Genomic DNA, 22,280 nt, shown 5'->3' on the forward strand with positions numbered 1-22,280 from the left:
ACTCGCCGCCGGCACCGACGTCGCAGGGAGTGATGATGCTCTTCTTCGTACTCAAACGGGTCGCCTGGGCGATCCTGACGCTGCTGATCGCGTCGTGGATCGCATTCGTACTGGTCCACCTGTCCGGCTCGACGCCGGGCGGCGTCGCCCTCGGCCAATCGGCCACGCCCGAGCAGGTCATCGCCTACAACGAGTCGGTCGGCTGGTACAACCCCTGGATCCAGCAGTACTTCGCCTGGGTCTGGCAGGTGCTCCAGGGCAACCTCGGAGTCTCCCTCATCGACGGCCGTCCCATCGGCCCCGACATCGCGAAGCGGCTGCCTGTCACGGCAGCCCTCGCCCTCGGCGGTACCATCCTGAGCGCCGTCATCGGCATCACGCTCGGCGTCATCGCAGCCGTCCGAGGCGGCGCTGTCGACCGCTTCATCACGATCCTCACCGGCATCATGCTGTCGCTGCCGGCATTCTGGGTCGGCATCCTGCTGGTCTACGTCTTCGCCGTGCAGATGCGTCTGCTGCCCGCCACCGGCTTCGTCCCGTTCGAGGTGAGCCCCGACAAGTGGTTCAAATCCCTTGTTCTCCCGGTGCTCACGATCGCGCTGACCTCTGCCGGTTTCATCGCGCGACAGACTCGCGCGTCGATGGCCGAGGCACTCGCTCAGGAGCACATCCGCACCCTCCGCGCCGTCGGCACACCGACGTGGCGCGTCGTCTACGTGCACGCACTGCGCGGTGCGAGCCTTCCGATCCTCGCCACCGTCGCCATCCAGTTCATCGTCCTGTTCGGCGGCTCGGTCATGATCGAGCTCCTGTTCGCCCTTCCGGGAATCGGTCAGGCGATGCAGTCCGCTGTCGGGTCGGCCGACCTGCCCTTCGTCCAGGCGCTCGTGCTCGTTGCGACCCTCGTGGTCGTGGTCGTCAACGTGCTGCTCGAGACCCTCAACCGCACCCTCGACCCGAAACTGCGTACATCATGACCGTCTCGACCACCTCGATCCTGACGATCCGCCGCTCCGAGAAGAGGCGCGGCAACCGCCTGCTCCGTTCGCCGATCGCCGTGATCTCGCTGATCTGGATCATCGGCCTCGTCATCGCTTCGCTGACCTCGCCCCTCTGGCTGCGATACGGTCCGCTCGAACAGGACCTCACCGCGGTACTGCAAGGTCCGTCGGCGGCGCACCTGCTCGGCACCGATGAGCTGGGTCGTGACCTGCTCTCGCGCATCGTGACCGCCGCGGCGTCGACGCTCGCGATCGCCACGATTCCGCCGATCGTCGCGGTCGCGATCACCGTGCCCGTCACACTGTGGGCCGTCCGGAGCCTGCGCGCCGAGGGCGTGATGAACCGCGTGAGCGAGATCGTCATGTCTCTGCCCGGCACCGTGATCATCCTGGCCTTCATCGCCGCGGTGGGGACGAACATGCCGCTGGTGATGGCTCTGTTCGGTGTCCTGCTGTTCGGCGCGCTGTACCGCATCCTCTTCGGCCAGGCGAAGAACCTGCAGAAGCAGCTGTACGTCGAGGCGGCCGCCGTCGACGGCGTGCGCCCGACCGTCGCAAGCTTCCGGCACGTGCTCCCCAACATGTCCACCACGGTGATCGTGCAGTTCGTGCTCTTCTTCGGTGTCGGCATCATGATGCAGGCCGGTCTCGCATTCATCGGCCTGGGGCCGCAGCCTCCGGAGCCGACGTGGGGTGGGATGATCCAGACGGCCTCTCGCTTCATCTTCCAGCAGCCCTGGATGATGGTGCCCACCGGCGCAGTCCTCGCCCTCACGATCATCGCGGCCAACTCGCTCGCCGATGTCCTCTCCGGCGGTGCCGCGACACCTCCGCCGCTGGTCGCGCTGCGACGCAAGCGCGCGAAGAAGTCGACGACGGATGCCGAGTACGTCGTGGCCCTCGCGCCGGCATCGGGCGGCGCATCCCTTCCCCGTGAGGCCACCGCACTCTTCCCGGTCGAGACCACCGCGGACTTCGACGAGGTCATCGCGAGGATCCCCTCCGACACGCCGGACACGAGCGCGCCGGATCTCACTCCGCATGGCGGACCGGCTGCCGACGGTGAACTCATCGTCGAAGATCTCGTCCTCGGGGTGGACGGAGGCCCCGCCCTGGTGACCGGTGTGTCATTGCGCGTGCCGCCCGGGAGGGTCATGGGCCTGGTCGGCGAGTCGGGCTGCGGCAAGAGTGTCACGTCGTACGCGATCCTCGGCCTGCTCTCGCCCGGCCTGTCGGTGCGCTCCGGACGCATCCAATGGGGTGCCACCGACCTGGCGCAGGCCGATGAGCAGACGCTGTCGAAGGTGCGCGGGCACGACATCGCGTTCATCTCGCAAGAGCCGAGCCGTGCCCTCGACCCGATGTTCACGATCGGATGGCAGCTTGCCGCGACCGTCAAGCGCCTGCGCGGAGTGGGCTCGGGCGAGGCCAAGCGCATCGCCGCCCAGCTGCTCGTCGATGTCGGAATCGTCGATGCGCCCCGCGTGCTCAAGAGCTACCCGCACCAGATCTCCGGCGGCATGGCCCAGCGCGTAGCGATCGCCCTTGCCCTGTCGGGGTCGCCACGCCTGCTTGTCGCCGATGAGCCGACCACCGCTCTTGACGTCACCATCCAGGCCGAGATCCTCGGGCTGCTGCGCGGCCTGATCGCCGATCGCGGAATGTCGATCATCCTCGTGACGCACGACCTCGGTGTCGTCGCCGATCTGTGCGACGACGTGTCGGTCATGTACGCCGGTCAGATCGTCGAAACCGGCTCGGTGCGCGACGTGCTGGTCCGGCCGGAGCACCCGTACACGATGGCCCTGCTCGCCGCGGATCCGCACGCGATCATCGACTTCGAAGGCACGACCAGACTCGCCTCGATTCCCGGCCAGGTGCCACTGCCCGGATCGTGGACGACCGGATGCCGCTTCGCCCAGCGCTGCCGCTTCGCGCAGGACGAGTGCCTCACTGCGATCCCGCTGGCCCCCCGTGCCGAGGGCGTCGGCGGTGTGCGCTGCATCCGCCGCGACGAGGTGCGCGGACGTCAAGAGGAGTGGCGACAGCCCGTCACCATCGGAGGTGTGGACCTGTGACCATCGTGCAGTCCGCAGGCGACCACGCGGATGCCGCCGCGACGCCGCTGCTGGAGGTGCGCAACCTCACCGTGCGCTTCAACAAGAAGGGTGCGCCTGCAGTCGACGACGTGTCGTTCACCATCGCGCGCGGAGAGACGCTCGGACTCGTCGGCGAGTCCGGCTCGGGCAAGACGACGATCGGACGCGCGATCCTCGGCCTGCAGCCGGTGACGAGCGGCCAGATCCTCTTCGAGGGCCGCGACATCACGAAGACCAGCGCCTCGCAGCGCCGCTCGCTGCAGGGCGACCTCCGCGCGGTGTTCCAGGATCCGTTCTCCTCGCTGAACCCCCGTCGTCCGATCGGTGATGCGATCACCGAGCCGTTGCGGGTGGCCAGCGTGCCGCGTGAAGAACGCGACAAGCGGGCGAAGGACGTGCTGGATGCCGTCGGGCTCGCCCCCGGATCCGAGGCGCGCTACCCGCGCCAGTTCTCGGGCGGGCAGCGCCAGCGCATCGCGATCGCACGCGCACTGGTCACCGACCCGCGACTGGTCGTGTGCGACGAAGCGGTGAGCGCGCTCGACCTGTCGACGCAGGCTCAGGTGCTGAACCTGCTGTCAGACCTCCGTGCGGGGAAGGACCTCGGGTACCTCTTCATCGCGCACGACATGGCCGTCGTGGAATTCCTGGCGCAGCGCGTCATCGTGCTCAACCGCGGCCGGCTCGTGGAGGAGGGGCGGACGGTGGACGTGATCCGCAACCCCCAGCACCACTACACCCGCACGCTGATGGCGGCCTCGCCCGTTCCGGACCCTGATGAGCAGGCGCGTCGCCGCGAGGAGTGGAAGCGGCTGCGAGCCGAGGCGAAGGCCGCTGCCGCCGACTGAGTATCAGTGGAAGGTCGCGTCGACGAGCGGTGAGAGGGCCTGCGCTGTCTCGCGGAATGTGTTCACCATCGGATTGCGGCTGTCGGTCAGGCTGCACAGCACGATCGTCGCAGGTTCGATGTCTGCGATCGGGATGAACGCCAGCTCCTCGCGGCGGTAGTGCTTGCTCGCCGACTGCCCGGCGATGTTCACGCCCGCGCCGGCGGCGACCAGTTCAAGCAGTCCCTCGACGCTGTCCGCGGTCGGACCGCGCTTGGGGCGCGATCCGTCGGGACGCGGATCCACGATCCACCAGTCCACGACCTCGGGCACGCCCTTGGCCACGGCGACGAACACCTCGTCGTTCGTCTCCAGGATCGAGACCGAATCGCGCTCTGCGAGCAGATGGTCCGCTCGCACGACGAGCACCCTCGCTTCGCGCCAGAGCGGCTCCGCCCGCACCCTGGGAGGCAGACGCATGGGCCACGGAGCGAAGACCACGTCGACGCGCCCTGACTCGAGGTCGTCGGCGACGTCGAAGAAGCCCAGCCTCCGCATCTCGATGCGCGCCTGCGGGATCGCCTGCATCGTGGCGGCGATCGCAGCCGTCGTGAGTGTGCCCGCGCCCGCAGCCACCACCCCGACCCGCAGAACGGGCGCATCGCGGTCGCGCTTGATGGACCGGCCCCAGCTCAGCAGCTGGTCGTGGTCGTCCTGTACGCGACGGGCAAGGGGAAGCAACTCGCGACCGTAGGTCGTGAGCTCGACCTTCCGGGGGCTCCGATCGAACAGCTTGACGTCGAGCTGCTGCTCGAGCCTGCTGATCTGCTGGCTCAGCGAGGGCGGCGTGATGCTCAGCCGCTCCGCAGCGCGGCCGAAGTGCAGCTCTTCGGCGAGCACGCAGAAATAGCGGATCACGTGGATAGGAACATCCATGGTCGGATCTTAGCCGCAGGCTAACGCCGAGTAGGAAGCTCGAACTTCCTTCCCCCGCGGATCCTGGCGAGACTTGAGGGACACCCGGAGCGAGCCATCGGAATGACCCGATGCCCCACTGCCTAACGGCACCGTGCACTTACAAGGAGGTAAGCATGACCACTTTCCCCGCAGACGACCCCGACAAGGTCCCCTTCGCCGGCATCCTTCCGGCTGCGGCCAAGCCGTTCGTGCTCGGCAACGGCGAGGGCGAGAAGTCTCTCGTCTTCGACCAGCTGTTCTCGATCCTGCTGTCGGCCGACGAGACCGACGACCAGTACGGCGCGTTCACGATGGTGGGGCCCAAGGGCGACCGCATCCCCGCTCACAAGCATTTCAAGACCCACGAGATCTTCTACGTCGTGGACGGCGAGATCAGCATCTGGATGGATGACCAGGCCGACTACCACACAAAGACCACGCTGACGACGGGCGACTTCGCGTTCATCCCGGCGAACGTCGTGCACGCATTCCAGATCCACAACACCACGAAGGTGTTCGGCGTCGGCACCGCCGGCTTCGAGCGGTTCTTCCACGCGATGGGCCAGAAGACCGACCTCACCGAGCCGCAGGGCGTCTACGTCCCCGACTACCCGACGATGCGTGCCGCCGGCGAGAAGTACTGGACGCAGTTCATGCCCGAGTTCCAGTTCCGCGACTGAGCCGTGCCCTCGATCCGCGAGATCGACTTCGCCCAGCCGGCCGGATTCCGTCCGCTGTCGCTCGACCTGCGCACCCCTGAAAACGCGGACGCACCGCTCGTGGTGTTCCTGCACGGCGGAGGCTGGCTGCGCGGCAGCCGCAAGGTGTTCACGCCGGGGATCTCCGACGCCGATTCGTTCGACCGCATCGTGGCCGCCGGCATCGCGATCGCGTCGTGCGAGTACCGGCTGAGCGGCGAGGCGCGATTCCCGGCGCAGCTCGACGACGTGGACGCCGCGCTCGCGTGGCTGCAGACTCACGGGGCCGAGCACGGGGTGGATGCCTCGCGGATCGTGGTCTGGGGGGTGTCTGCCGGCGCGACGCTCGCCGCGCTCACCGCGCTGCGGCGAAGCGACATCCGTGGCGTCGTGGACTGGTTCGGCCCGGCCGATCTGTTCACGATGGCCGAGCACGACATGGGTGACCCGCCCGCCGAGACCCGCGAGGCGCGCTGGCTCGGCGCGCCCGCGATCGAGCTGCCGGATGCGGCGCGCCTGGCGAGTGCTGCACTGCAGGTGCACGCCGGCGCCCCTCCGTTCCACATCTCGCACGGCACCGACGACCAGCACGTGCCCTTCGCGCAGAGCGAGGCGCTCGCCGCGGCCCTGTCCGCGGCCGGCGCCGAGGTGGAGTTCCACCCCGTGGAGGGCGGCAGGCACTTCTGGCAGGGGCTCGCCGACACGGCGCCGGTCTTCGACCGGGCGATCGACTTCACGGTCCGCGTGACGAACTGATACGACTTCACGCTCCGTGTGACGAACTGATACGACTTCACGGTCCGCGTGACGAACTGATACGAGGAAGCCATGTCCGACGCAAAGATGATCGCGCCTGCGAACCCGACCGACGCTGCCCCGCTGCTGCGACGTGAGTTCGCCCTCGCGCAGGGCCATGGTGCGGTCGTGCGCGCGACCCTGCGCACGAGCGCCCTGGGCGTGGTCGAGGCCTGGGTGGGCGGCATCCCGAGCTCGGATGAGCTGCTCGCGCCGGGCTGGACCAGCTACGAATGGCGTGTGCGTCTGGTCGAGCACGACGTGTTGGATGCCGTCGCCGAGCGCACTGTCATCGGCCTGCGGCTGGGCAACGGCTGGTACCGCGGCTGGCTCGGGTTCACCGGGCAGCGCGCGGTGTACGGCGACGAGCGCGCGGGATACGCGGAGCTCGAGGTGCAGTTCGCGGACGGGCACGTCCAGACGGTCGGCACCGACGAGTCGTGGCGCGCTGGCTCAGGGGCGGTGCGCGCCGATGACCTCTACAACGGCGAGACGATCGACGCCCGGCTCCACGATGATGCGTGGCTGCATCCGGGATTCGACGACTCGGGGTGGGATGCCGTGACCGCGGTCGACTTCGACGAAAGTCTGCTCACTCCCAGGACGTCACCGCCGGTGCGCCGGCTCGGGGAACGCGCGGTGGAGCGCGTCTGGACGTCGCCGGCGGGCAGGATGCTCGTCGATTTCGGGCAGAACCTGGTCGGCTTCGTGCGGGTGCGCGTCAGCGGCCCGGCCGGCACCGAGGTCGTACTGCGGCACGCCGAGGTCATCGAGGACGGAGAGCTCGGTGTGCGCCCGCTGCGCCGAGCCGAGGCGACCGACCGCTTCCTCCTCAGCGGCTCGGACGACGTGTTCGAGCCGACCTTGACCTTTCACGGGTTCCGCTTCGTCGAGGTCACCGGCTGGCCGGGAGAGTTCGACCCCGCTGCGCTCACCGCCGTCGTGGTCGGCACCGACATCCGGCAGATCGGCTCGTTCGCCTGCTCCGATCCGCTCCTGAACCAGCTGCACAGCAATGTCGTGTGGGGCATGCGCGGCAACTTCCTGAGTGTGCCGACCGACTGCCCGCAGCGCGACGAGCGGCTCGGTTGGACCGGCGACCTCGCCGTCTTCGCTCCGACTGCCGCCTTCCTCGGCGACGTCGAGTCCTTCTTGGACGACTGGCTGGTCGACACCGAGCTCGAGCGTCGGGCCACCTCGGAGGGGTCGGTACCGGTCGTCGTTCCGAACGTCATGAAGTACCTGAACACCGGCTTTCCCGAGCCCGGTGCCACGGCGGTGTGGGGGGATGCGGCGGTCTGGGTGCCGTGGGCGCTGTGGACCGCCTACGGCCACGAGCAGACGCTGCGCGACGCGTATCCGCTCATGACGGCCCACACCCGCTCGGTCGCCGCACAGCTGTCAACCGACGGGCTGTGGGACACCGGGTTCCAGTTCGGTGACTGGCTCGATCCGGACGCGCCTGCCGAAGACCCGGGCAAGTCGAAGGCGCCCGCCGAGGTCGTCGCCACGGCCAGCGCGTATCGCACCGCGGCGCTCATGGTGCAGGCAGCGGGCGTGCTCGGCGAGCACGCGGACGCCGGGGAATTCGCCGGACTGCGCGACCGCATCGGCGCGAGCTTCCGCGCGCACTACGTCGAGGGCGGACGGGTGCACGGCGACAGCGCGACCGGCTACGCGCTCGCCATCGAGTTCGGGCTGCTGGACGGGGCCGACCGGCAGGCGGCCGGAGATCGGCTCGCCGAGCTCGTGCGCGCGGCAGACCACCGCATCAGCACCGGATTCGCCGGCACTCCGTTCGTGAGCGACGCGCTCACCGCGACCGGCCACCTCGACGACGCGTATGCCCTGCTCCTGCAGCGCGAGGCCCCGTCCTGGCTCTACGCGGTCACGATGGGCGCCACGACGATCTGGGAGCGGTGGGACTCGATGCTGCCCGACGGGTCGATCAACCCCGGGGAGATGACGTCGTTCAATCACTACGCGTTCGGCGCGGTCGCCGACTGGATGCACCGCACCATCGGGGGCCTCGCGCCACTCGAACCCGGCTATCGCCGCATCCTGGTCGCCCCGCAGCTCGGCGGCGGCCTGACGTGGGCGGAGGCGAGTCTGGAGACGCCCCACGGCAGCGCCGCCGTCAGGTGGGAGCTCGACGGTTCCGCGCTGCGGGTCGAGGTCACTGTGCCCGAGGGCACGGAGGCGGTGCTGCGGCTGCCCGGCCGTGCCGACGAGACGGTCGGCGCCGGCACTCACGTACGCTGACCGCCTCCTCTCGACTTGCCCTGTATGCAGAGCGACCACGGCGTGTCGCCCGCATACAGGGCAAGTGGACAGAGCGGACGGCCGTCCTGGCGCGCGCCCGACCCTCAGGTCGATCGCAGCAGGCGGGAGATGTCATCCGCCGTCGCGCGAAGGCGGGTCAGCAGCGGACCCCGGAGCGAGGCGACATCGTGCCGCGAAGAGGCCACGGCGATGTTGATCGCGGCGGCCGGCTTCGTCGTGTCGCGCCCGAAGACCGGCACCGACACCGATCGCAGACCCGCGGCGACCTCCTGGTCCTGCAGCGAGTAGCCCTGCTCGCGGATGACGGCCAGCCGCTCTCGCAGCTCGTCGAGGGATTTCGCGGCGTTGGGGCCGGCGTCCGCCCCGAAGTCGTGGTTGGCGAGGGTCGCGGCGAGCTCCGCATCGCTGAGGTATGCGAGCAGGAGCTTGCCCATCGAGGTGTACGCCGCGGGAAGCGTGGAGCCGACCTGGATGTTCGCGGTGACGAGGTCGGAGTTGCGCAGCCGTGCAAGGTACAGCACCTGGTCGCCGACCAGCACGCCGAGGTTGACGGTCTCGCCCGACTCCTCGGCGAGGTGACGCAACGGCTGCTCGCTCAGCTGCACGAGGCTCGAGCCGCGCAGCGCGGCCGATCCGAGCAGCAGCACCGCAACGCCGGGCCGGATGCCGCCGTCGGGCAGCCGCTCGAGATAGCCGCCCTCCTCCAGGGTCGCGACGACCCGGAAGGCGGTCGGCATCGGGATGCCGGTGCGGTCGCAGATCTCGCGCAGCTTGAGCGAGGTCACCGACTCGTCGAACAGCCGCAGCACGTCGAGCCCCTTCGCGAGGGCCTCGATGCGGTAGCGACTCGGCGCCTTCTCCGCCTCGGACGACTCATCAGCTTTCATAGAGTGAAACCGTATCTGCTCGTACCTGCGCGTGCAATCTCACTCCACACGGAACACCCGCAGCTGCAGAGCGAGGGTCGAGTAGTAGCCGACCAGCGCGGTGAGTTCGAAGACCGCGCCGACGCCGAGAACTGCGGATGCCGCTTCCCACAGCTCCTCAGGCAGGTCGCCGTCCAGGAGCGCCACGGTCACGCGGCCGATCACGCCTTCGTCGCCGTCGAAGCCGGAGACCTCCAGCGCGCGGATCGCCTCGAGCTCGGGCTCGCCGAACCCGATCGCCCGCGCGATGGCCTCGTGCGACTCGCGCTCGAAGGCACTCTCCCAGCGGGCGGCCACGAGCAGGATCGCGAGTTCCCGCATCCGGTCGGTGAACACCGTGCGGTAGCGGATCGCCGCGCCGAGCTCCTGCTGCGCGGTGCCGACGGCGGGAGAGCGGAGCATCACGTCGAACGGGCCCCGCAGCGAACCGTCGGCGGCGGTGAGGGCGAAATGCTGGGGCCCCTGAGCGCGAGGGCCGCCGGTGATCGCCGCGTAGAGCGCGCGCTGCTCGGCGGTGAGTTCGCCCGGTGCGAGCGGGCGGATTCGTGGTGCCATGCGATTCCTCTCCGGTGTGGTGCAACGGATGGACAGCCACGGTATATTCAACCAGCAAAAGTCACTTTCGTTTAGTAAATGACTGAGTTCGAAGGAGAGTTCATGCCGGACACCACCGATCACACCCTGCACGCAGGCGGCTTCGACTTCAGGGTGCGGGTGTATCCCGCGCCCGACCCGAACGGCTCGGTGCTCGTCTGGCTGCACGGCGGAGCGTTCATGTTCGGCACGCTGGACATGCCCGAAGCCGACCAGGTAGGCCGACGGCTGAGCGAGGCGGGCACGACCGTGGTCTCGGTCGACTACACGCTCGGTCCCCTCGACGCGCTCGCCGGCCTCCCGGGGCCCGAGGAGGGCGCACCCGGCCCGAGCCCGGAGCAGTTCGCCGCCGAGCTCGCCGCGGCGGGCCCGCGTTCGCCGTATCCGACCGCCTCGCTGCAGACCGTCGCGGCATTCGAGTGGGCGCGAGCGAACGCGCACACGTGGGGCGCGGACCCGACGCGGGTGTCACTCGGCGGCGCGAGCGCGGGTGGCAATCTCTCGGCGGGCGCCGCCGTGCGCCTGCGGGATGCCGGCGGTGACGCTCCGGCATCCCTCCTCCTCGTATACCCCGTGCTGCACTCCGAACTGCCCGCGGCCGACCCCGAACTGGTCGGGTTCCTGAACGAGCTGCCCGCCGCGCTGACCTTCCCGCCCAAGGCGATGCGGGCGATCAACGCGAGCTACCTCGGCGGTGCGTCGCCCGACGACGTGTACGCCTTCCCGGGCGGTCACGACATGCGGGGGATGCCGCGCACGCTGATCGTGACGGCCGAACGCGACCAGCTCCGTACGTCCGCCGAGGCGTTCGCGGCCGATCTGGCGCTCGGCGGTGTGGATGTGGCCCTGTTCAAGGAGCGCGGCGCATTGCACGGGTACCTCAACGAAGTCGGTGACGACGCGGCCGAGCACACCCTTGCGCTGATGGCCGACGTCCTCTCGGATTGACAGTCGACGGCAGGTCGGATACATTCATACAGCGAAAGCAACTTTTGCTGGATGAACTTTGATCGAATGGCAAGGAGGCGTCGATGTCGGTCACGCCTGTGATGGCAACCTCTCCCGAAGTCGGCGTGAACGCCGACTGGCTCGGGCTCCACGGTGCGCGGGTGCTGATCGCCGGCGCAGGCGGAATCGGCGGAGCCTGTGCGCTCGCATACGCCCGAGCCGGAGCATCCGTCGCCGTCGTGGATCGCGACCAGCGCTCGCTCGACGCGCTCGGCGCTGAGCTGGCCGCCCTGGGTGCGAAGCACGAACTGATCCAGGCAGACCTGACCGAGCACGGCGCCGGACAGCGCGTGGTCGCAGACGTGCTCGATCGTCTCGGGGGGCTCGATGTCCTGCTGCACGCGGTCGGCATCAACGACCGCCGCCCGATCCTCGAGTTCACCGAAGACGAGTGGGACCACATCCTCCGCGTGAACCTGTCGTCGGTCTTCGGGCTCGCGCAGGCCGCCGGACGCCACATGGTCGACCAGGGCCATGGCCGGGTGCTGGCGCTCTCGAGCGTCTCGGGTCTGCTGGCGCACCACTCGCACGGCCCTTACGCCGCGTCGAAGGGCGGCATCAACCAGCTCCTGCGGGTGATGGCGCGCGAATGGGCGGCATCCGGAGTCACAGTCAACGCGCTGGCCCCGGGGTACATCGAGACACCGCTCACCGCGGGCGAGCTCGCCAAGCCCGGCAAGCGCGCCGATCTCGAGAGCCTGGTTCCGGCCGGACGCCTCGGCACCCCCGACGAACTGACGGGCCCCGCGCTGTTCCTGTCGTCGCGTCACGCCGGCTTCATCACCGGTCACGTGATGTACATCGACGGCGGACGCACGCTGGTCTGAGACTTGCAGAGACGACAGGAGAGCGAAATGACCCAGATCTTCCCCCGGTTCGCCGGAAAGACCGTGCTCGTCACGGGCGCAGGCACCGGCTTCGGCGCCGAGATCGCGGTGCGCGCCGCGCAGGAGGGCGCCAAGGTCGCCGTCCACTACCGCTCGTCGAAGGCCGGCGCCGAGGCGACGCTCGAGCGCATCCGCGAGGCCGGCAGCGACGGCATCCTGGTGCAGGCCGATATCGGCTCGTGGGACCAGATCAAGCGGATGGCCGACGAGGTCTGGGCGGCGTTCGGCACGCTCGACGTGCTGATCAACAACGTCGGCGACGTCTCGAGCGAGCAGATGAACTGGGACGAACTGACCCAGGAGGCGCTCGACGCGGTGATCGACATCGACGTGAAGGGCACGCTGCTGATGACCCACGAATTCGGCGAGCGGATGCTGAAGCAGGGGCACGGCAGCATCGTGCAGGTCGGCTCCACGGTGATCGTGCGCGGCTCCGCGCGCGCCCCGCAGTATGCCGCGGCGAAGTATGCGATCCTCGGCATCACCAAGTCGTACGCCAAGGCGTTCGCCCCGGCAGTGCGCGTGAACACGTTCGCGCCCGGCTTCATGGAGACCGAGCGGCTGCTGAACCGCGAGGACTGGAAGAGCGGTCGCCGTGAGGTGCTCATCTCTCAGACGCCGATGGGCGTCATCCCGCCGCCGGAGTTCGTCACCGGCGCGTGCCTCTGGCTCGCCACCGACGAGGCCGCGCACCTGACCGGCGGCTACATGCTCGCCGACGGCGGCTTCAACATGGTCGGCGCGTAGCGCGTCCCACTACCCCGGTCGTTGAGCGAGCGGCGCAGCCGCGAGACGAAACGCCTCTACCAAGGAGAAACCCATGAAGCTCATCACCTTCGACGGCGGCCGGGTCGGCCGCCTCGAGCTCGAAGAAGGCACCGTCATCGAGCTCGACGTGCCCTCGACCCGCGAGTTCTTCGAGCGCGGCGGCGACGTCCGCGAGACCGGCGAGCGCCTGGCGTACGCCGACGTGAAGCTCGAGGCGCCGATCCGCCCGAAGAAGTTCTTCCACACCGCCGGCAACTTCGCCGATCACCACAACGAGCTCACGGCGGTGGACTGGTCGCACCCGGTGCACAAGGGCATCGTGTTCTTCCAGAACGTCGACGCGATCATCGGCCCGGATGACGAGATCGTCTATCCCGAGGGCCTCACGAAGGAGCTCGACTACGAGCTCGAGCTCGGCATCATCATCGGCAAGGCGGGCAAGTTCTTCGGACCCGACGAGGCCGACGACTACATCGCCGGCTTCACGGTGTTCAACGACATCACCGCGCGCGACATCCAGCGCAAGGAGATGGAGTCTGGCGTCTTCTCCTTCTCGAAGGGCATCGACACGTTCTGCCCGATCGGCCCATGGATCGTCACGCGCGACGAGGTGCCCGACATGCACGAGCTGCCGATGCAGCTGCGGGTCAACGGCGAGGTGCGCCAGCAGGGCAACACCAACCAGACGCGGATCAAGTTCCCGCACCTGGTCGCGTACCACTCCCCGCAGATCTACAGCGCGGGAGACATCATCACGACCGGCACGATCTCAGGCGTGGCGGCGGTGCAGCCGAACCCGTTCGACTTCTACCTGAAGCCGGGCGACGAGATCGAAGCCGAGATCACCGGCATCGGCACGCTCCGCAACAAGGTCATCTCGTGGGAGGACCGCTACGGCGAGCCCGCCCCGCAGCGGGTCGACTGGTGAGGATCGCGAACCTCGGCGGCCGAGCCGTCCTCGTCGTCGGCGAGGGTGCGATCGACATCGCCGGTGCGTCGGACGGCCGTTTCGGGCCCGACCCGCAGGCGCTGTTCGACGACTGGGCGGCCTTTGCAGAGTGGGCCTCCGCACTCGACGCGCTGAGCCGGTTGTCGAGCAGCGGCGAAGCCGCGTATCGAGACATTGACGTCACCGACCTGGGCGCGCCCGTCCCGCGCCCCCGCCAGGTGTTCGCGATCGGCCTGAACTACGCCGAGCACGCGGCCGAGGCCGGCTACCCGCCCGACTCGATGCCCGTGACGTTCACGAAGTTCCCGTCGTCGATCGTCGGGCCGGATGCCGTCGTCGCACTGCCTGAGGGTCATGTCGACTGGGAGGTCGAGCTCGTCGTGGTGATCGGCCGCGAGGCGCACAAGGTCGACCGGGAAAGCGCCTGGGATCACGTCGCCGGCCTCACGATCGGCCAGGACCTCTCGGAGCGCATTACGCAGATGCAGGGCTCTGCCCCGCAGTTCAGCCTCGGCAAGTCGTTTCCCGGGTTCGGCCCGACCGGCCCCTGGCTCGTCACCCCCGATGAGTTCGCCGACAAGGACGACCTCGCGATCTCCTGCGCTCTGTCGGGCGAAGGGATGCAGTCCTCGCGCACGTCGATGATGCTCTACGACGTCCCCGAGCTGCTGGTGCGGCTCTCGGCGGTCTGCCCATTGCTGCCGGGTGACATCATCTTCTCGGGCACGCCGTCCGGCATCGGCAACCGTCGCACGCCGCAGCGGTTCATCGGCCCCGACGACGTGCTGGTCAGCGAAATCGAGGGCATCGGCACGCTGACGACCCGGTTCGTCGCCGGCGGCTGACGCTCGCATCCACCACGACGAGACGGACACGCCATGACCTCGGTGAACCCGATCCTGCCCGGCTTCAACCCCGACCCGAGCGTCGTGCTCGTGGACGACGTGTACTACCTCGTCACCTCGACGTTCGAGTACCTGCCCGGGATGCCGGTCTACCGCAGCGACGACCTCGAGGACTGGACCCTGATCGGCCATGTCGCGACCCGCGAGGAGCAGATCGGGATCCGTCACTCGCCCACCCCTGGCGGAGTGTTCGCGCCGACCATCCGTTTCCACGACGGACGATTCCACGTGATCGTCAGCGTGATGTTCAACGCGCGCGGCTGCGTGGTCTTCACTGCGGATCGCCCCGAGGGTCCGTGGTCGGACGGCGTCCAGATCCCCGCGGTCGACGGGATCGACCCCGATCTCGCCTGGGACGACGAGGGAAACGCATATGTGACCTACGCGGTGATGGGCCAGGGCATCCGCCAGCTGCGCGTCGACCTCGAGACCGGCGAGGCGCTCACGGAGCCCCGCGCGCTGTGGTCGGGCACCGGACACGCGGCGCCCAGTGGGGCTCCGCCCCACACCCCCGGCTCGCTGACGCACGCCGATGGGGCTCCGCCCCAAACCCCCGGCTCTGCGAGCCACGCCCCAGAAGGCCCGCACCTCTACCGCCGCGGTGACGACTGGTACCTGTTGATCGCCGAGGGCGGCACCGAGCGCGGGCACACCGTCGCCATCGCCCGTGGCACTTCACCGGAGGGCCCCTTCGAAGGATTCGCGGGCAACCCGATCCTGACCGCGCGCAGCACGTCGAGCCCCGTGCAGAACGTCGGCCACGCCGATCTCGTCGATGCACCCGGCGGCGGCACCGCCCTCGTCGCCCTGGGCGTGCGCCCCTGCGGGTTCACCCGCTCGTTCTCGCCGCTCGGCCGGGAGACCTTCCTCACTCGCGTCGATTGGGTCGACGGCTGGCCGCAGGCCGAGCCGATCGTGGTCGAACCCCGTGCGGGCGAGGAGGTCGAGGTGCTCGACACCGCCGTGCCGCTCGAGCAGTCGGGATGGATCGCCGTGCGGCAGACGCCGGCCGAGATCGCGACCGTCGACGGTGAAGGCCGCCTCGTCCTCACCGGGCACGGCACGGATCTGGCCGATCCGCTGCCGAGCTTCGTCGGCCGCCGCCAGTCGCACATCGACATGAGCTTCTCGGCGGTGGTGGATGCCGTGGCCGGCGTGGGCGGAATCGCCGCACGGCACTCCGAGCAGCACTGGTTCGGTGTCGATGCGCACGACGACGGAGCCGTGACCACGGTGACCGCCCGCGCCGCGCTGGCCGGCTTCACGCACGAGTGGCGCGCCAAGCTGCCATCGGGCGGGGTGAAGCTCAGCATCCGATCGCGTGGCACCAGCGGCGACCTCGGCAAGCTCGAGGTCGGCGGCGATCGGATACAGCTCGTAGCTGCCGGGGCGATTCCCACCGGGGCTCCGCCCCAGACCCCTGGCTCGCTGACGGGCGCTGACCACGCAGAGGTCGTGCTCGCCGAGCTCGACGGGCGCTACTGGGCATACGAGACGACCGAGTCCTTCACCGGCCGCGTGCTGGGGTTGTATGCGATCGACGGCGTGGTGACCTTCGCGGATGTGACCTACCGGGGCCGGGCGTGAGCGGTCCCCGCGATCTCCGCGTCGAGTACCTGCACGCCCCGATCGGCATCGGCACACGTGTGCCGCGGTTCTCGTGGATCGTCGACCACGCCCAAGACGCGTACGAGCTGGAGGTGTCCGCCGACGATCGCGTGGTCTGGGCCACTGGCATCGTCGAGAGCATCGAGACGTCGCTGATCGAGTACGCCGGCGCGCCCCTCGCCTCCGATACCGACTACCGGTGGCGTGTGCGCAGCCGCTCGGGAGACGCGTGGACCGAGTGGGCGGCATCCGGGTTCGGCACGTCCCTGCTGGATGCCGCCGACTGGGTCGCCGCGTGGGTCGAGCCGGTGCAGCAGGACGCGGTCGTCGAGCGCTGGAGCATCTTCGACTGGATCCGCGGACTCGGCCCCGAGACCCCTCCCGAGGATCGGCTGCGTCCGCCGCAGCTGCTTCGGCAGCGGTTCGTCGTGGGTGGGGGGATCACCCGAGCACGGCTCTACGCGAGTGCCCGCGGGGTGTACTCGGCCTTCGTGAACGGCGGTCGCGCCGACGATCAGGTGCTCGCGCCGGGCTCCGACGCATACGAGCACCGCATCTCCGTGCAGTCCTACGACGTCGCCGACGCACTGGTCGAGGGCGAGAACGTGCTGGGCATCGCCCTCGCGGACGGGTGGTGGGCGGGTCGGCTCGGCCTCACCGGCTCGAGCGCCCAGTACGGCACCCGCACCTCGGCGATCTGGCAGCTGCACCTCGAGTACGCCGACGGCGGCACCGAGGTCGTCGGCTCGGGTGCCGACGTGCGCAGCGCCCCAGGACCATGGGCCTACGCCGACCTGTTCGTCGGCGAGCACTTCGACCGGCGCGCGGTGCCTGCGGGATGGAACCTGGCGCGGTTCGACGACGGCGAGTGGATGCCGGTGGCCGATGTGGGTCGCGACCACGGGGTGCTGCGTCCGTTCACCGGCGAGCCGATCCGGCGCGTGCTCGAACTTCGGGCGGTCGAGGTCGTCGAGACCCCGGACGGCTCGATCGTCGACTTCGGTCAGGTGATCGCCGGTCGCGTTCGACTGCGGCTGCGCGACACCACGCCCGGGCAGCGCGTCGTGATCGAGCACACCGAGACGCTCGCCGCCGACGGGACGTGGTTCGACAACATCGTCGGCATCAACAAGGAGCAGACCGACGTCTTCGTGGCGGCAGGCGGCGACGACGAGTGGGAGCCCGAGTTCACGTTCCACGGGTTTCGCTACGCACGGGTCCGCGGGCTCGGATCGGCGCTGTCACCGGACGACATCGTCGCCGTTGTGATCGCGAGCGACCTCGAGCAGACCGGCTCGTTCGCCGCATCCGACGCCCGCCTCGACCGGCTGCATCAGAACGTCGTGTGGAGTCAGCGCGGCAACTTCCTCTCCGTCCCCACCGACTGCCCCCAGCGTGAGCGAGCAGGGTGGACCGGCGACATCCAGGCGTTCGTCGGCGCGGCGAGCAACAACGCGCAGGTCGTGCCGTTCCTGTCGCGGTGGCTCGACAACCTGCGCGCCGATCAGCTGCCCGACGGCCGGATCCCGATCTTCTCGCCGCGCTCGCCGTTCGATGCCGACGCCGCCGCGATCGCGCAGGGCGTCGGGTCGATCGTGGCCGCGGCCGGCTGGAGCGATGCGATCGCGACCGTTCCGTGGACGCTCTACGAGCGCACCGGCGATCGGCGCGTGCTCGAGGAGAACTACGACGCGATGGTGCGGTGGATCGAGTTCCAGCGGGCGAGCGCGGCCGCTGAGGTGCCTGACAGGCTGCGGGAGGCATCACTGTCAGCCGACTGCGCCGCCGCCCAATCGCTGCTGTACAACAGCGGTCTGCACTTCGGCGACTGGCTCACCCCGAGCACGATGGAGTCGGGACCACTGCACGAGGCGATCATGATCGCCCCCACGCTCACCGGCGAGTACCTCGCGCCGATGTTCCAGGCGCAGACCCTGACGCTCGCGTCGCGCATCGCGTCCGTGCTCGGTCGGGAGTCGGATGCCGACGACTTCGCCGTGCGGGCTTCGGCCGTACGCGACGCCTTCGCGTCGGAGTACGTCGACGCGAACGGTGACCTGCCGGTGCGGCTGCAGGGCGTGTACGTGCTCGCGCTCGCGTTCGACATGGTGCCGGTCGCGCTTCGCCCTGCGACTGCCGCGCAGCTGGTCGAGCTCGTGCACGCGCGCGGCGACCGGCTCGACACCGGATTCCTCTCGACGCCGTATCTGCTCGACGTGCTGTGCGACCACGGGTATCCGCAGGTTGCACGCACCCTGCTGTGGCAGTCGGAGATGCCGTCCTGGCTCTACGAGGTCGACCACGGCGCGACGACGTTCTGGGAGACCTGGGATGCGATCTCGCCCGACGGCGCGATCCGCCCGATGTCCTTCAACCACTACGCGCCCGGAAGCGTCGACGACTGGCTGTACCGGCGGGTCGCGGGCATCCGTTCGACATCGCCTGGCTATCGCACTGCAGCGATCGAGCCGGACTTCGAGATCGGCATCGAACACGCGGCGGCGCACGTGGGCACACCGTACGGCCGGCTGGGTGTGGAGTGGACCAGGGCCGGGGATGCGGCATCCGTCGTCGTCGATGTGCCCTTCGGGATTGCCGCGACGCTGGTCGCGGGTGATCGAGAGATCGTGCTGGAGGTGGGTCGGAGCGTGCACGACGTGGTGCTCGGGCGTTCCGCGACGGCATCGACATCATCGGCGTGAGCACCCCTCGGACCATCCGCATGGCGACACGGTAGAGCGGGCGTCGGACACGCCTCCGCTTGCACGTCGATTCCTCCCCACGTGGCCGTGAGAGTCGGTTGTGCACAGCTATAAAAGGCTTCTGATCTGGGCCTTTGAATGTCGGAGGCCCTCGCCAGAATGGCGGCATGGCGAACCTCACCGACTCCCTCGAGAACCTCGGTGACGCGCTTGCTCGCGCGGTCGCAGCAGCATTCGACGACGATGGGCTGAGATCCTGCGACGATGACGAGCTGCTCGCGGCCCTCGCGGAGGCTGGGCGGGTCCGGCGTCACGCGGAAGCGATCTTGGGCGAAGTGGTCGCGCACATGCTGGACCGAGATGACCATCTTGCGCATCCAGACCGGCTCACAACTCGGCACGGATGCCGCAGTCACGTGGAGCTCGTTCAGCGCGCGACGCGGGTCTCGAGTCGCACAGCATCGGATGTGGTCGCGACGGCCGAGGCCATTGGGCGGCGCATGGCGATCTCATCGGGTGAGGTGCTGCCGGCGGAGTTCCCGCGCATGCGGGAGGCCCTTCGCGGCGGTGACGTCGGCATCGACGGGATGACCGCGGTGACCGGCGCATTTCGCGGATGCATGGCAGGGCGCGCCGGACTCCTTGCGGCCGATGAGGAGCTGGCGGCGGCCGCGCGGGGAGACGGGCAGGACGCCGCGCCACCCGCCTCGGCCGACGAGCTTCGGGCAATCGCGCAGGTGTGGGCGGCCTATCTTGACCAGGACGGCGCAGAGCCCGCCGAGGCGCGAGCGCTGCGCAAGCGGGGCGTGACGATCGGACGTCGCGGCGCGGACGGGCTCGTCCCGCTGCGCGGCAATCTGCTGCCGGAGGTGGCCGCCCAGCTGCGGCTCGGGTTCGACAGCGTTCTCAATCCGAAGGTCGACGACGTCGTGGGTCCCTGCTTCACAGAAATCGAGCGCGTCGATCGTGACGAACCGGTCGAGCACGTGGCGGATCCGCGCACGTACGGACAGAAGCAGCACGACGCACTCGCCGCGCTGCTCGCGGCCGCTGCGGCATCCGGCGCTCTGCCGACCCTCGGCGGTGCGCCGCCCACTCTCGTTGTGTCGGTGCGCGAGGAGGATCTCGCGACGGGCCGCGGGCACGCTCACCTCCCGGGCGATGCCGAGCCCATTTCGCTCGCAGCCGCCCGTCAGATCGCGTGCGCGGGTGCGGTGCAACGGGTCGTTTCGAGCGCGAATGGTCGCATGGTGTCGATCACGACGCTCGACCGTGTGTTCAATCACCATCAGCGCCGCGGCATCACCATCCGGGACGGCGGATGCATCATCCCTGGATGCGACGTGCCGCCGCAGTGGTGCGAGATCCATCACGTCCAAGAGCATTCACGTGGAGGGCAAACCCATACGGACAACGGGGCAAGTTGGCAATACGACCCTAAGAATACGCAGCCTCGCCGCCGCGTTACCCCCATAGTCTGTGGTTGTGTACCGATCGATCGAAATTCGGAACTTCCGTGGCCATCGCAAGCTATCGCTTGAGAAGTTTGGGGACATAAACCTTCTCACCGGGCTGAACGATGCCGGGAAGACCAGTGTCCTCGAAGCAATCTTTATGCATGCGTGCGGCCCGCTAGCGGGACTGTTCTCGATACAGACGATTCGGGCGATGCGCCATCAGGAAGACTTCTCCTTTGGTGCGGACGGCGAGAACCCTTGGGTCGGGTTGTTCTATCAGTTCAACATGGCCCAGGCCATCGAGCTCCGGGCAGTGACCGCTCGTGGCTCCTTCGGGGTCGAACTCAGCGAGAACGTCAACGAGCTCCGGCACAGCTCTTTCGGTCGAAGGCTCGGAGGCGGTAACCGACCGCCAAGTAGTTCGATCGAGATAACTGTTCGGAGCCCGGCGAAAGATGCCGTCCGCTATCACCAGGAAGCCATTCTCCAAACTCCGTCAGCGGGTCCGCAATCTGGCGAGGTTGGCGTGCAATTGACCATCGATCCTCCAGTCAACGAGCCGTTGTTCGCTGCGGCATTGATCAAACCTGGAACCACAGGGGCCGACCTCGCCACTGGCTTCTCCGATATGAGGAAACGAGGTGTGGAGGCCTTCTTGGTAGAGGCACTCAACGATCTCGACCCGAGGATCGCAGCGCTGGAGATTCTCGTTTCCAATGGGCGGCCAAAGTTGCACGCACGAGTCGGTGGCACGCTCGTGCCATTCGAGCTTCTTGGCGACGGGCCAAACACAGTTGCGCAGTATCTCGTTGCGATGTCAAATGCGCGCGATGGCGTGCTCCTCATTGACGAAATTGGCAATGGCGTGCACCACACTGTGCTGGGCCCGATGTGGAAGACGCTCAGCCGAGCAGCACGTACTCAAAATGTGCAGATCATCGCGACGACGCACAGCCAGGAACTCCTCACGGCAGCGCAAGACTCCATCGCGAGCGAGAGTGACTTGGTGGTCTACCGTCTTCGCCGTTCCGAAGAAGTGATGGGCGAAACCCGCGTCGCGACGTATAGAGGCAGCAAGCTGAGCACGGCCCTCGACGTGAATGTGGACCTTCGATGACGGTAAAACAGACGCCGTCGATCCTGGAGCCGACGATCGTCTTTGATCGCGCATTACTGCTCCTCGTTGAGGGCCCCGACGACCAAGCGTTCGCGGTGCAGCAGATCATGAGGTTCTCGGACGGCCTGGAATGGCATGTCCACTTCATGACTGGGAACAGCACGGATTGGGTCGACTTCATCACGCTTGCCCTAGACAGCGATCAATTCGACGATGTCGGCCGTGCCATCGGCATCGTGCTCGACGCCGACACCAGTGCGGCGTCGGTGGCCACGAAGGCATCTTCCATGCTCAAGAGGGCCGGGTTATCAGCCCCCGCCAAGCACGGCGAGATAGTTGGCTCCGGCGTGAAATCGGGGTTCTTTGTAATGCCCGATGGTACTGCAACCGGGGCGCTCGAGGAGTTGCTGATAGGCAGTTTTGACGAGGGGCGGCTCGCACTCGCACAGAGCTACATCGGTGATGTGGCCGATCAGTATGAACCGCCGAAGAATCGTGTTAAGGGCGTTGTGCAAGCATATTTCGCGGGGCAGCGCGACCATGTGAAGTCGATACCGGTCGCCGTGCAAAAGCAAACCGTGATCCCCCGAGAGCACGAAGTATTCTCCAGCTTCCAGCAGTTCCTTAAGGACCTGGCGGCGTAGCCGCTGCTTGACTTGAATCTGCAACATAACTCGGGACTCCCCACGCCTGGCGGTG

General features: G+C 68.4%; 19 protein-coding genes. 16 read left to right on the top strand and 3 right to left on the bottom strand.

Annotation, left to right across the window (positions count from 1 at the left end):
* Positions 1 to 32: 32 nt before the first annotated feature.
* From BM349_RS12955 to BM349_RS12965, 3 genes are read left to right on the top strand one after another with little or no spacing between them, the layout of a single operon-like run.
* A complete protein-coding gene (locus BM349_RS12955; RefSeq protein WP_091707358.1) occupies positions 33 to 977 on the top strand; it encodes an ABC transporter permease in 945 nt (314 codons plus the stop codon).
* On the top strand, positions 974 to 3,079 hold the full coding sequence (locus BM349_RS12960; RefSeq protein WP_091707359.1) for a dipeptide/oligopeptide/nickel ABC transporter permease/ATP-binding protein: 2,106 nt from the start codon (positions 974 to 976) through the stop codon (positions 3,077 to 3,079). The genes BM349_RS12955 and BM349_RS12960 overlap by 4 nt, the downstream gene beginning before the upstream one ends.
* Positions 3,076 to 3,948, top strand: a complete 873-nt coding sequence (locus tag BM349_RS12965) for an ATP-binding cassette domain-containing protein (RefSeq protein WP_091707360.1) — start codon at positions 3,076 to 3,078, stop codon at positions 3,946 to 3,948. Before BM349_RS12960 ends, BM349_RS12965 begins: the two co-directional genes overlap by 4 nt.
* Positions 3,949 to 3,951: 3 nt before the next feature.
* Here BM349_RS12965 and BM349_RS12970 read toward each other — a convergent pair whose 3' ends face one another.
* A complete protein-coding gene (locus tag BM349_RS12970) occupies positions 3,952 to 4,863 on the bottom strand; it encodes a LysR family transcriptional regulator (protein ID WP_091707361.1) in 912 nt (303 codons plus the stop codon).
* A 155-nt stretch (positions 4,864 to 5,018) separates the two neighbouring features.
* Here BM349_RS12970 and BM349_RS12975 point away from each other — a divergent pair, with 155 nt between their 5' ends.
* From BM349_RS12975 to BM349_RS12985, 3 genes are all read left to right on the top strand, one after another.
* Positions 5,019 to 5,564, top strand: a complete 546-nt coding sequence (locus tag BM349_RS12975; protein WP_175525299.1) for a quercetin 2,3-dioxygenase — start codon at positions 5,019 to 5,021, stop codon at positions 5,562 to 5,564.
* Between the two features lie 3 nt (positions 5,565 to 5,567).
* On the top strand, positions 5,568 to 6,338 hold the full coding sequence (locus BM349_RS12980; protein ID WP_217645674.1) for an alpha/beta hydrolase: 771 nt from the start codon (positions 5,568 to 5,570) through the stop codon (positions 6,336 to 6,338).
* A 72-nt stretch (positions 6,339 to 6,410) separates the two neighbouring features.
* Complete coding sequence (locus BM349_RS12985) at positions 6,411 to 8,639, top strand: family 78 glycoside hydrolase catalytic domain (protein ID WP_254773892.1); 2,229 nt, start codon at positions 6,411 to 6,413, stop codon at positions 8,637 to 8,639.
* A 104-nt stretch (positions 8,640 to 8,743) separates the two neighbouring features.
* Here BM349_RS12985 and BM349_RS12990 read toward each other — a convergent pair whose 3' ends face one another.
* Both BM349_RS12990 and BM349_RS12995 read right to left on the bottom strand, forming a co-directional pair.
* Complete coding sequence (locus BM349_RS12990) at positions 8,744 to 9,547, bottom strand: IclR family transcriptional regulator (protein ID WP_091707363.1); 804 nt, start codon at positions 9,545 to 9,547, stop codon at positions 8,744 to 8,746.
* Between the two features lie 39 nt (positions 9,548 to 9,586).
* Positions 9,587 to 10,141 carry a carboxymuconolactone decarboxylase family protein gene (locus BM349_RS12995; protein ID WP_091707364.1) on the bottom strand — a complete coding sequence of 185 codons (555 nt, stop codon included), beginning with the start codon at positions 10,139 to 10,141 and terminating at the stop codon, positions 9,587 to 9,589.
* Between the two features lie 102 nt (positions 10,142 to 10,243).
* Between BM349_RS12995 and BM349_RS13000 the strand changes: the two genes are divergently transcribed.
* From BM349_RS13000 to BM349_RS13045, 10 genes are all read left to right on the top strand, one after another.
* Entirely contained in the window at positions 10,244 to 11,128 is an 885-nt protein-coding gene (locus tag BM349_RS13000; protein WP_091709255.1) for an alpha/beta hydrolase, read from the top strand.
* A gap of 83 nt (positions 11,129 to 11,211) precedes the next feature.
* Positions 11,212 to 12,015 carry an SDR family NAD(P)-dependent oxidoreductase gene (locus BM349_RS13005; protein WP_217645675.1) on the top strand — a complete coding sequence of 268 codons (804 nt, stop codon included), beginning with the start codon at positions 11,212 to 11,214 and terminating at the stop codon, positions 12,013 to 12,015.
* A gap of 27 nt (positions 12,016 to 12,042) precedes the next feature.
* Positions 12,043 to 12,822 carry an SDR family NAD(P)-dependent oxidoreductase gene (locus BM349_RS13010; protein ID WP_091707365.1) on the top strand — a complete coding sequence of 260 codons (780 nt, stop codon included), beginning with the start codon at positions 12,043 to 12,045 and terminating at the stop codon, positions 12,820 to 12,822.
* A 73-nt stretch (positions 12,823 to 12,895) separates the two neighbouring features.
* Entirely contained in the window at positions 12,896 to 13,771 is an 876-nt protein-coding gene (locus BM349_RS13015; protein ID WP_091707366.1) for a fumarylacetoacetate hydrolase family protein, read from the top strand.
* The gene (locus BM349_RS13020) at positions 13,768 to 14,637 is read left to right on the top strand and encodes a fumarylacetoacetate hydrolase family protein (protein WP_091707367.1); all 870 of its coding nucleotides are present in this window, start codon (positions 13,768 to 13,770) and stop codon (positions 14,635 to 14,637) included. Before BM349_RS13015 ends, BM349_RS13020 begins: the two co-directional genes overlap by 4 nt.
* Before the next feature lie 33 nt (positions 14,638 to 14,670).
* A complete protein-coding gene (locus BM349_RS13025; protein WP_091707368.1) occupies positions 14,671 to 16,284 on the top strand; it encodes a glycoside hydrolase family 43 protein in 1,614 nt (537 codons plus the stop codon).
* Complete coding sequence (locus BM349_RS13030) at positions 16,281 to 19,007, top strand: alpha-L-rhamnosidase (protein ID WP_091707369.1); 2,727 nt, start codon at positions 16,281 to 16,283, stop codon at positions 19,005 to 19,007. The genes BM349_RS13025 and BM349_RS13030 overlap by 4 nt, the downstream gene beginning before the upstream one ends.
* 167 nt (positions 19,008 to 19,174) lie before the next feature.
* Entirely contained in the window at positions 19,175 to 20,548 is a 1,374-nt protein-coding gene (locus BM349_RS13035; RefSeq protein ID WP_091707370.1) for an HNH endonuclease signature motif containing protein, read from the top strand.
* Entirely contained in the window at positions 20,493 to 21,581 is a 1,089-nt protein-coding gene (locus BM349_RS13040; protein ID WP_175525300.1) for an AAA family ATPase, read from the top strand. Before BM349_RS13035 ends, BM349_RS13040 begins: the two co-directional genes overlap by 56 nt.
* Positions 21,578 to 22,225 carry a DUF3226 domain-containing protein gene (locus BM349_RS13045; RefSeq protein WP_091707372.1) on the top strand — a complete coding sequence of 216 codons (648 nt, stop codon included), beginning with the start codon at positions 21,578 to 21,580 and terminating at the stop codon, positions 22,223 to 22,225. The genes BM349_RS13040 and BM349_RS13045 overlap by 4 nt, the downstream gene beginning before the upstream one ends.
* Positions 22,226 to 22,280: the final 55 nt, after the last annotated feature.

The sequence above is a fragment of the Microbacterium sp. cf046 genome (genome assembly GCF_900114345.1).
Taxonomy (GTDB): domain Bacteria; phylum Actinomycetota; class Actinomycetes; order Actinomycetales; family Microbacteriaceae; genus Microbacterium.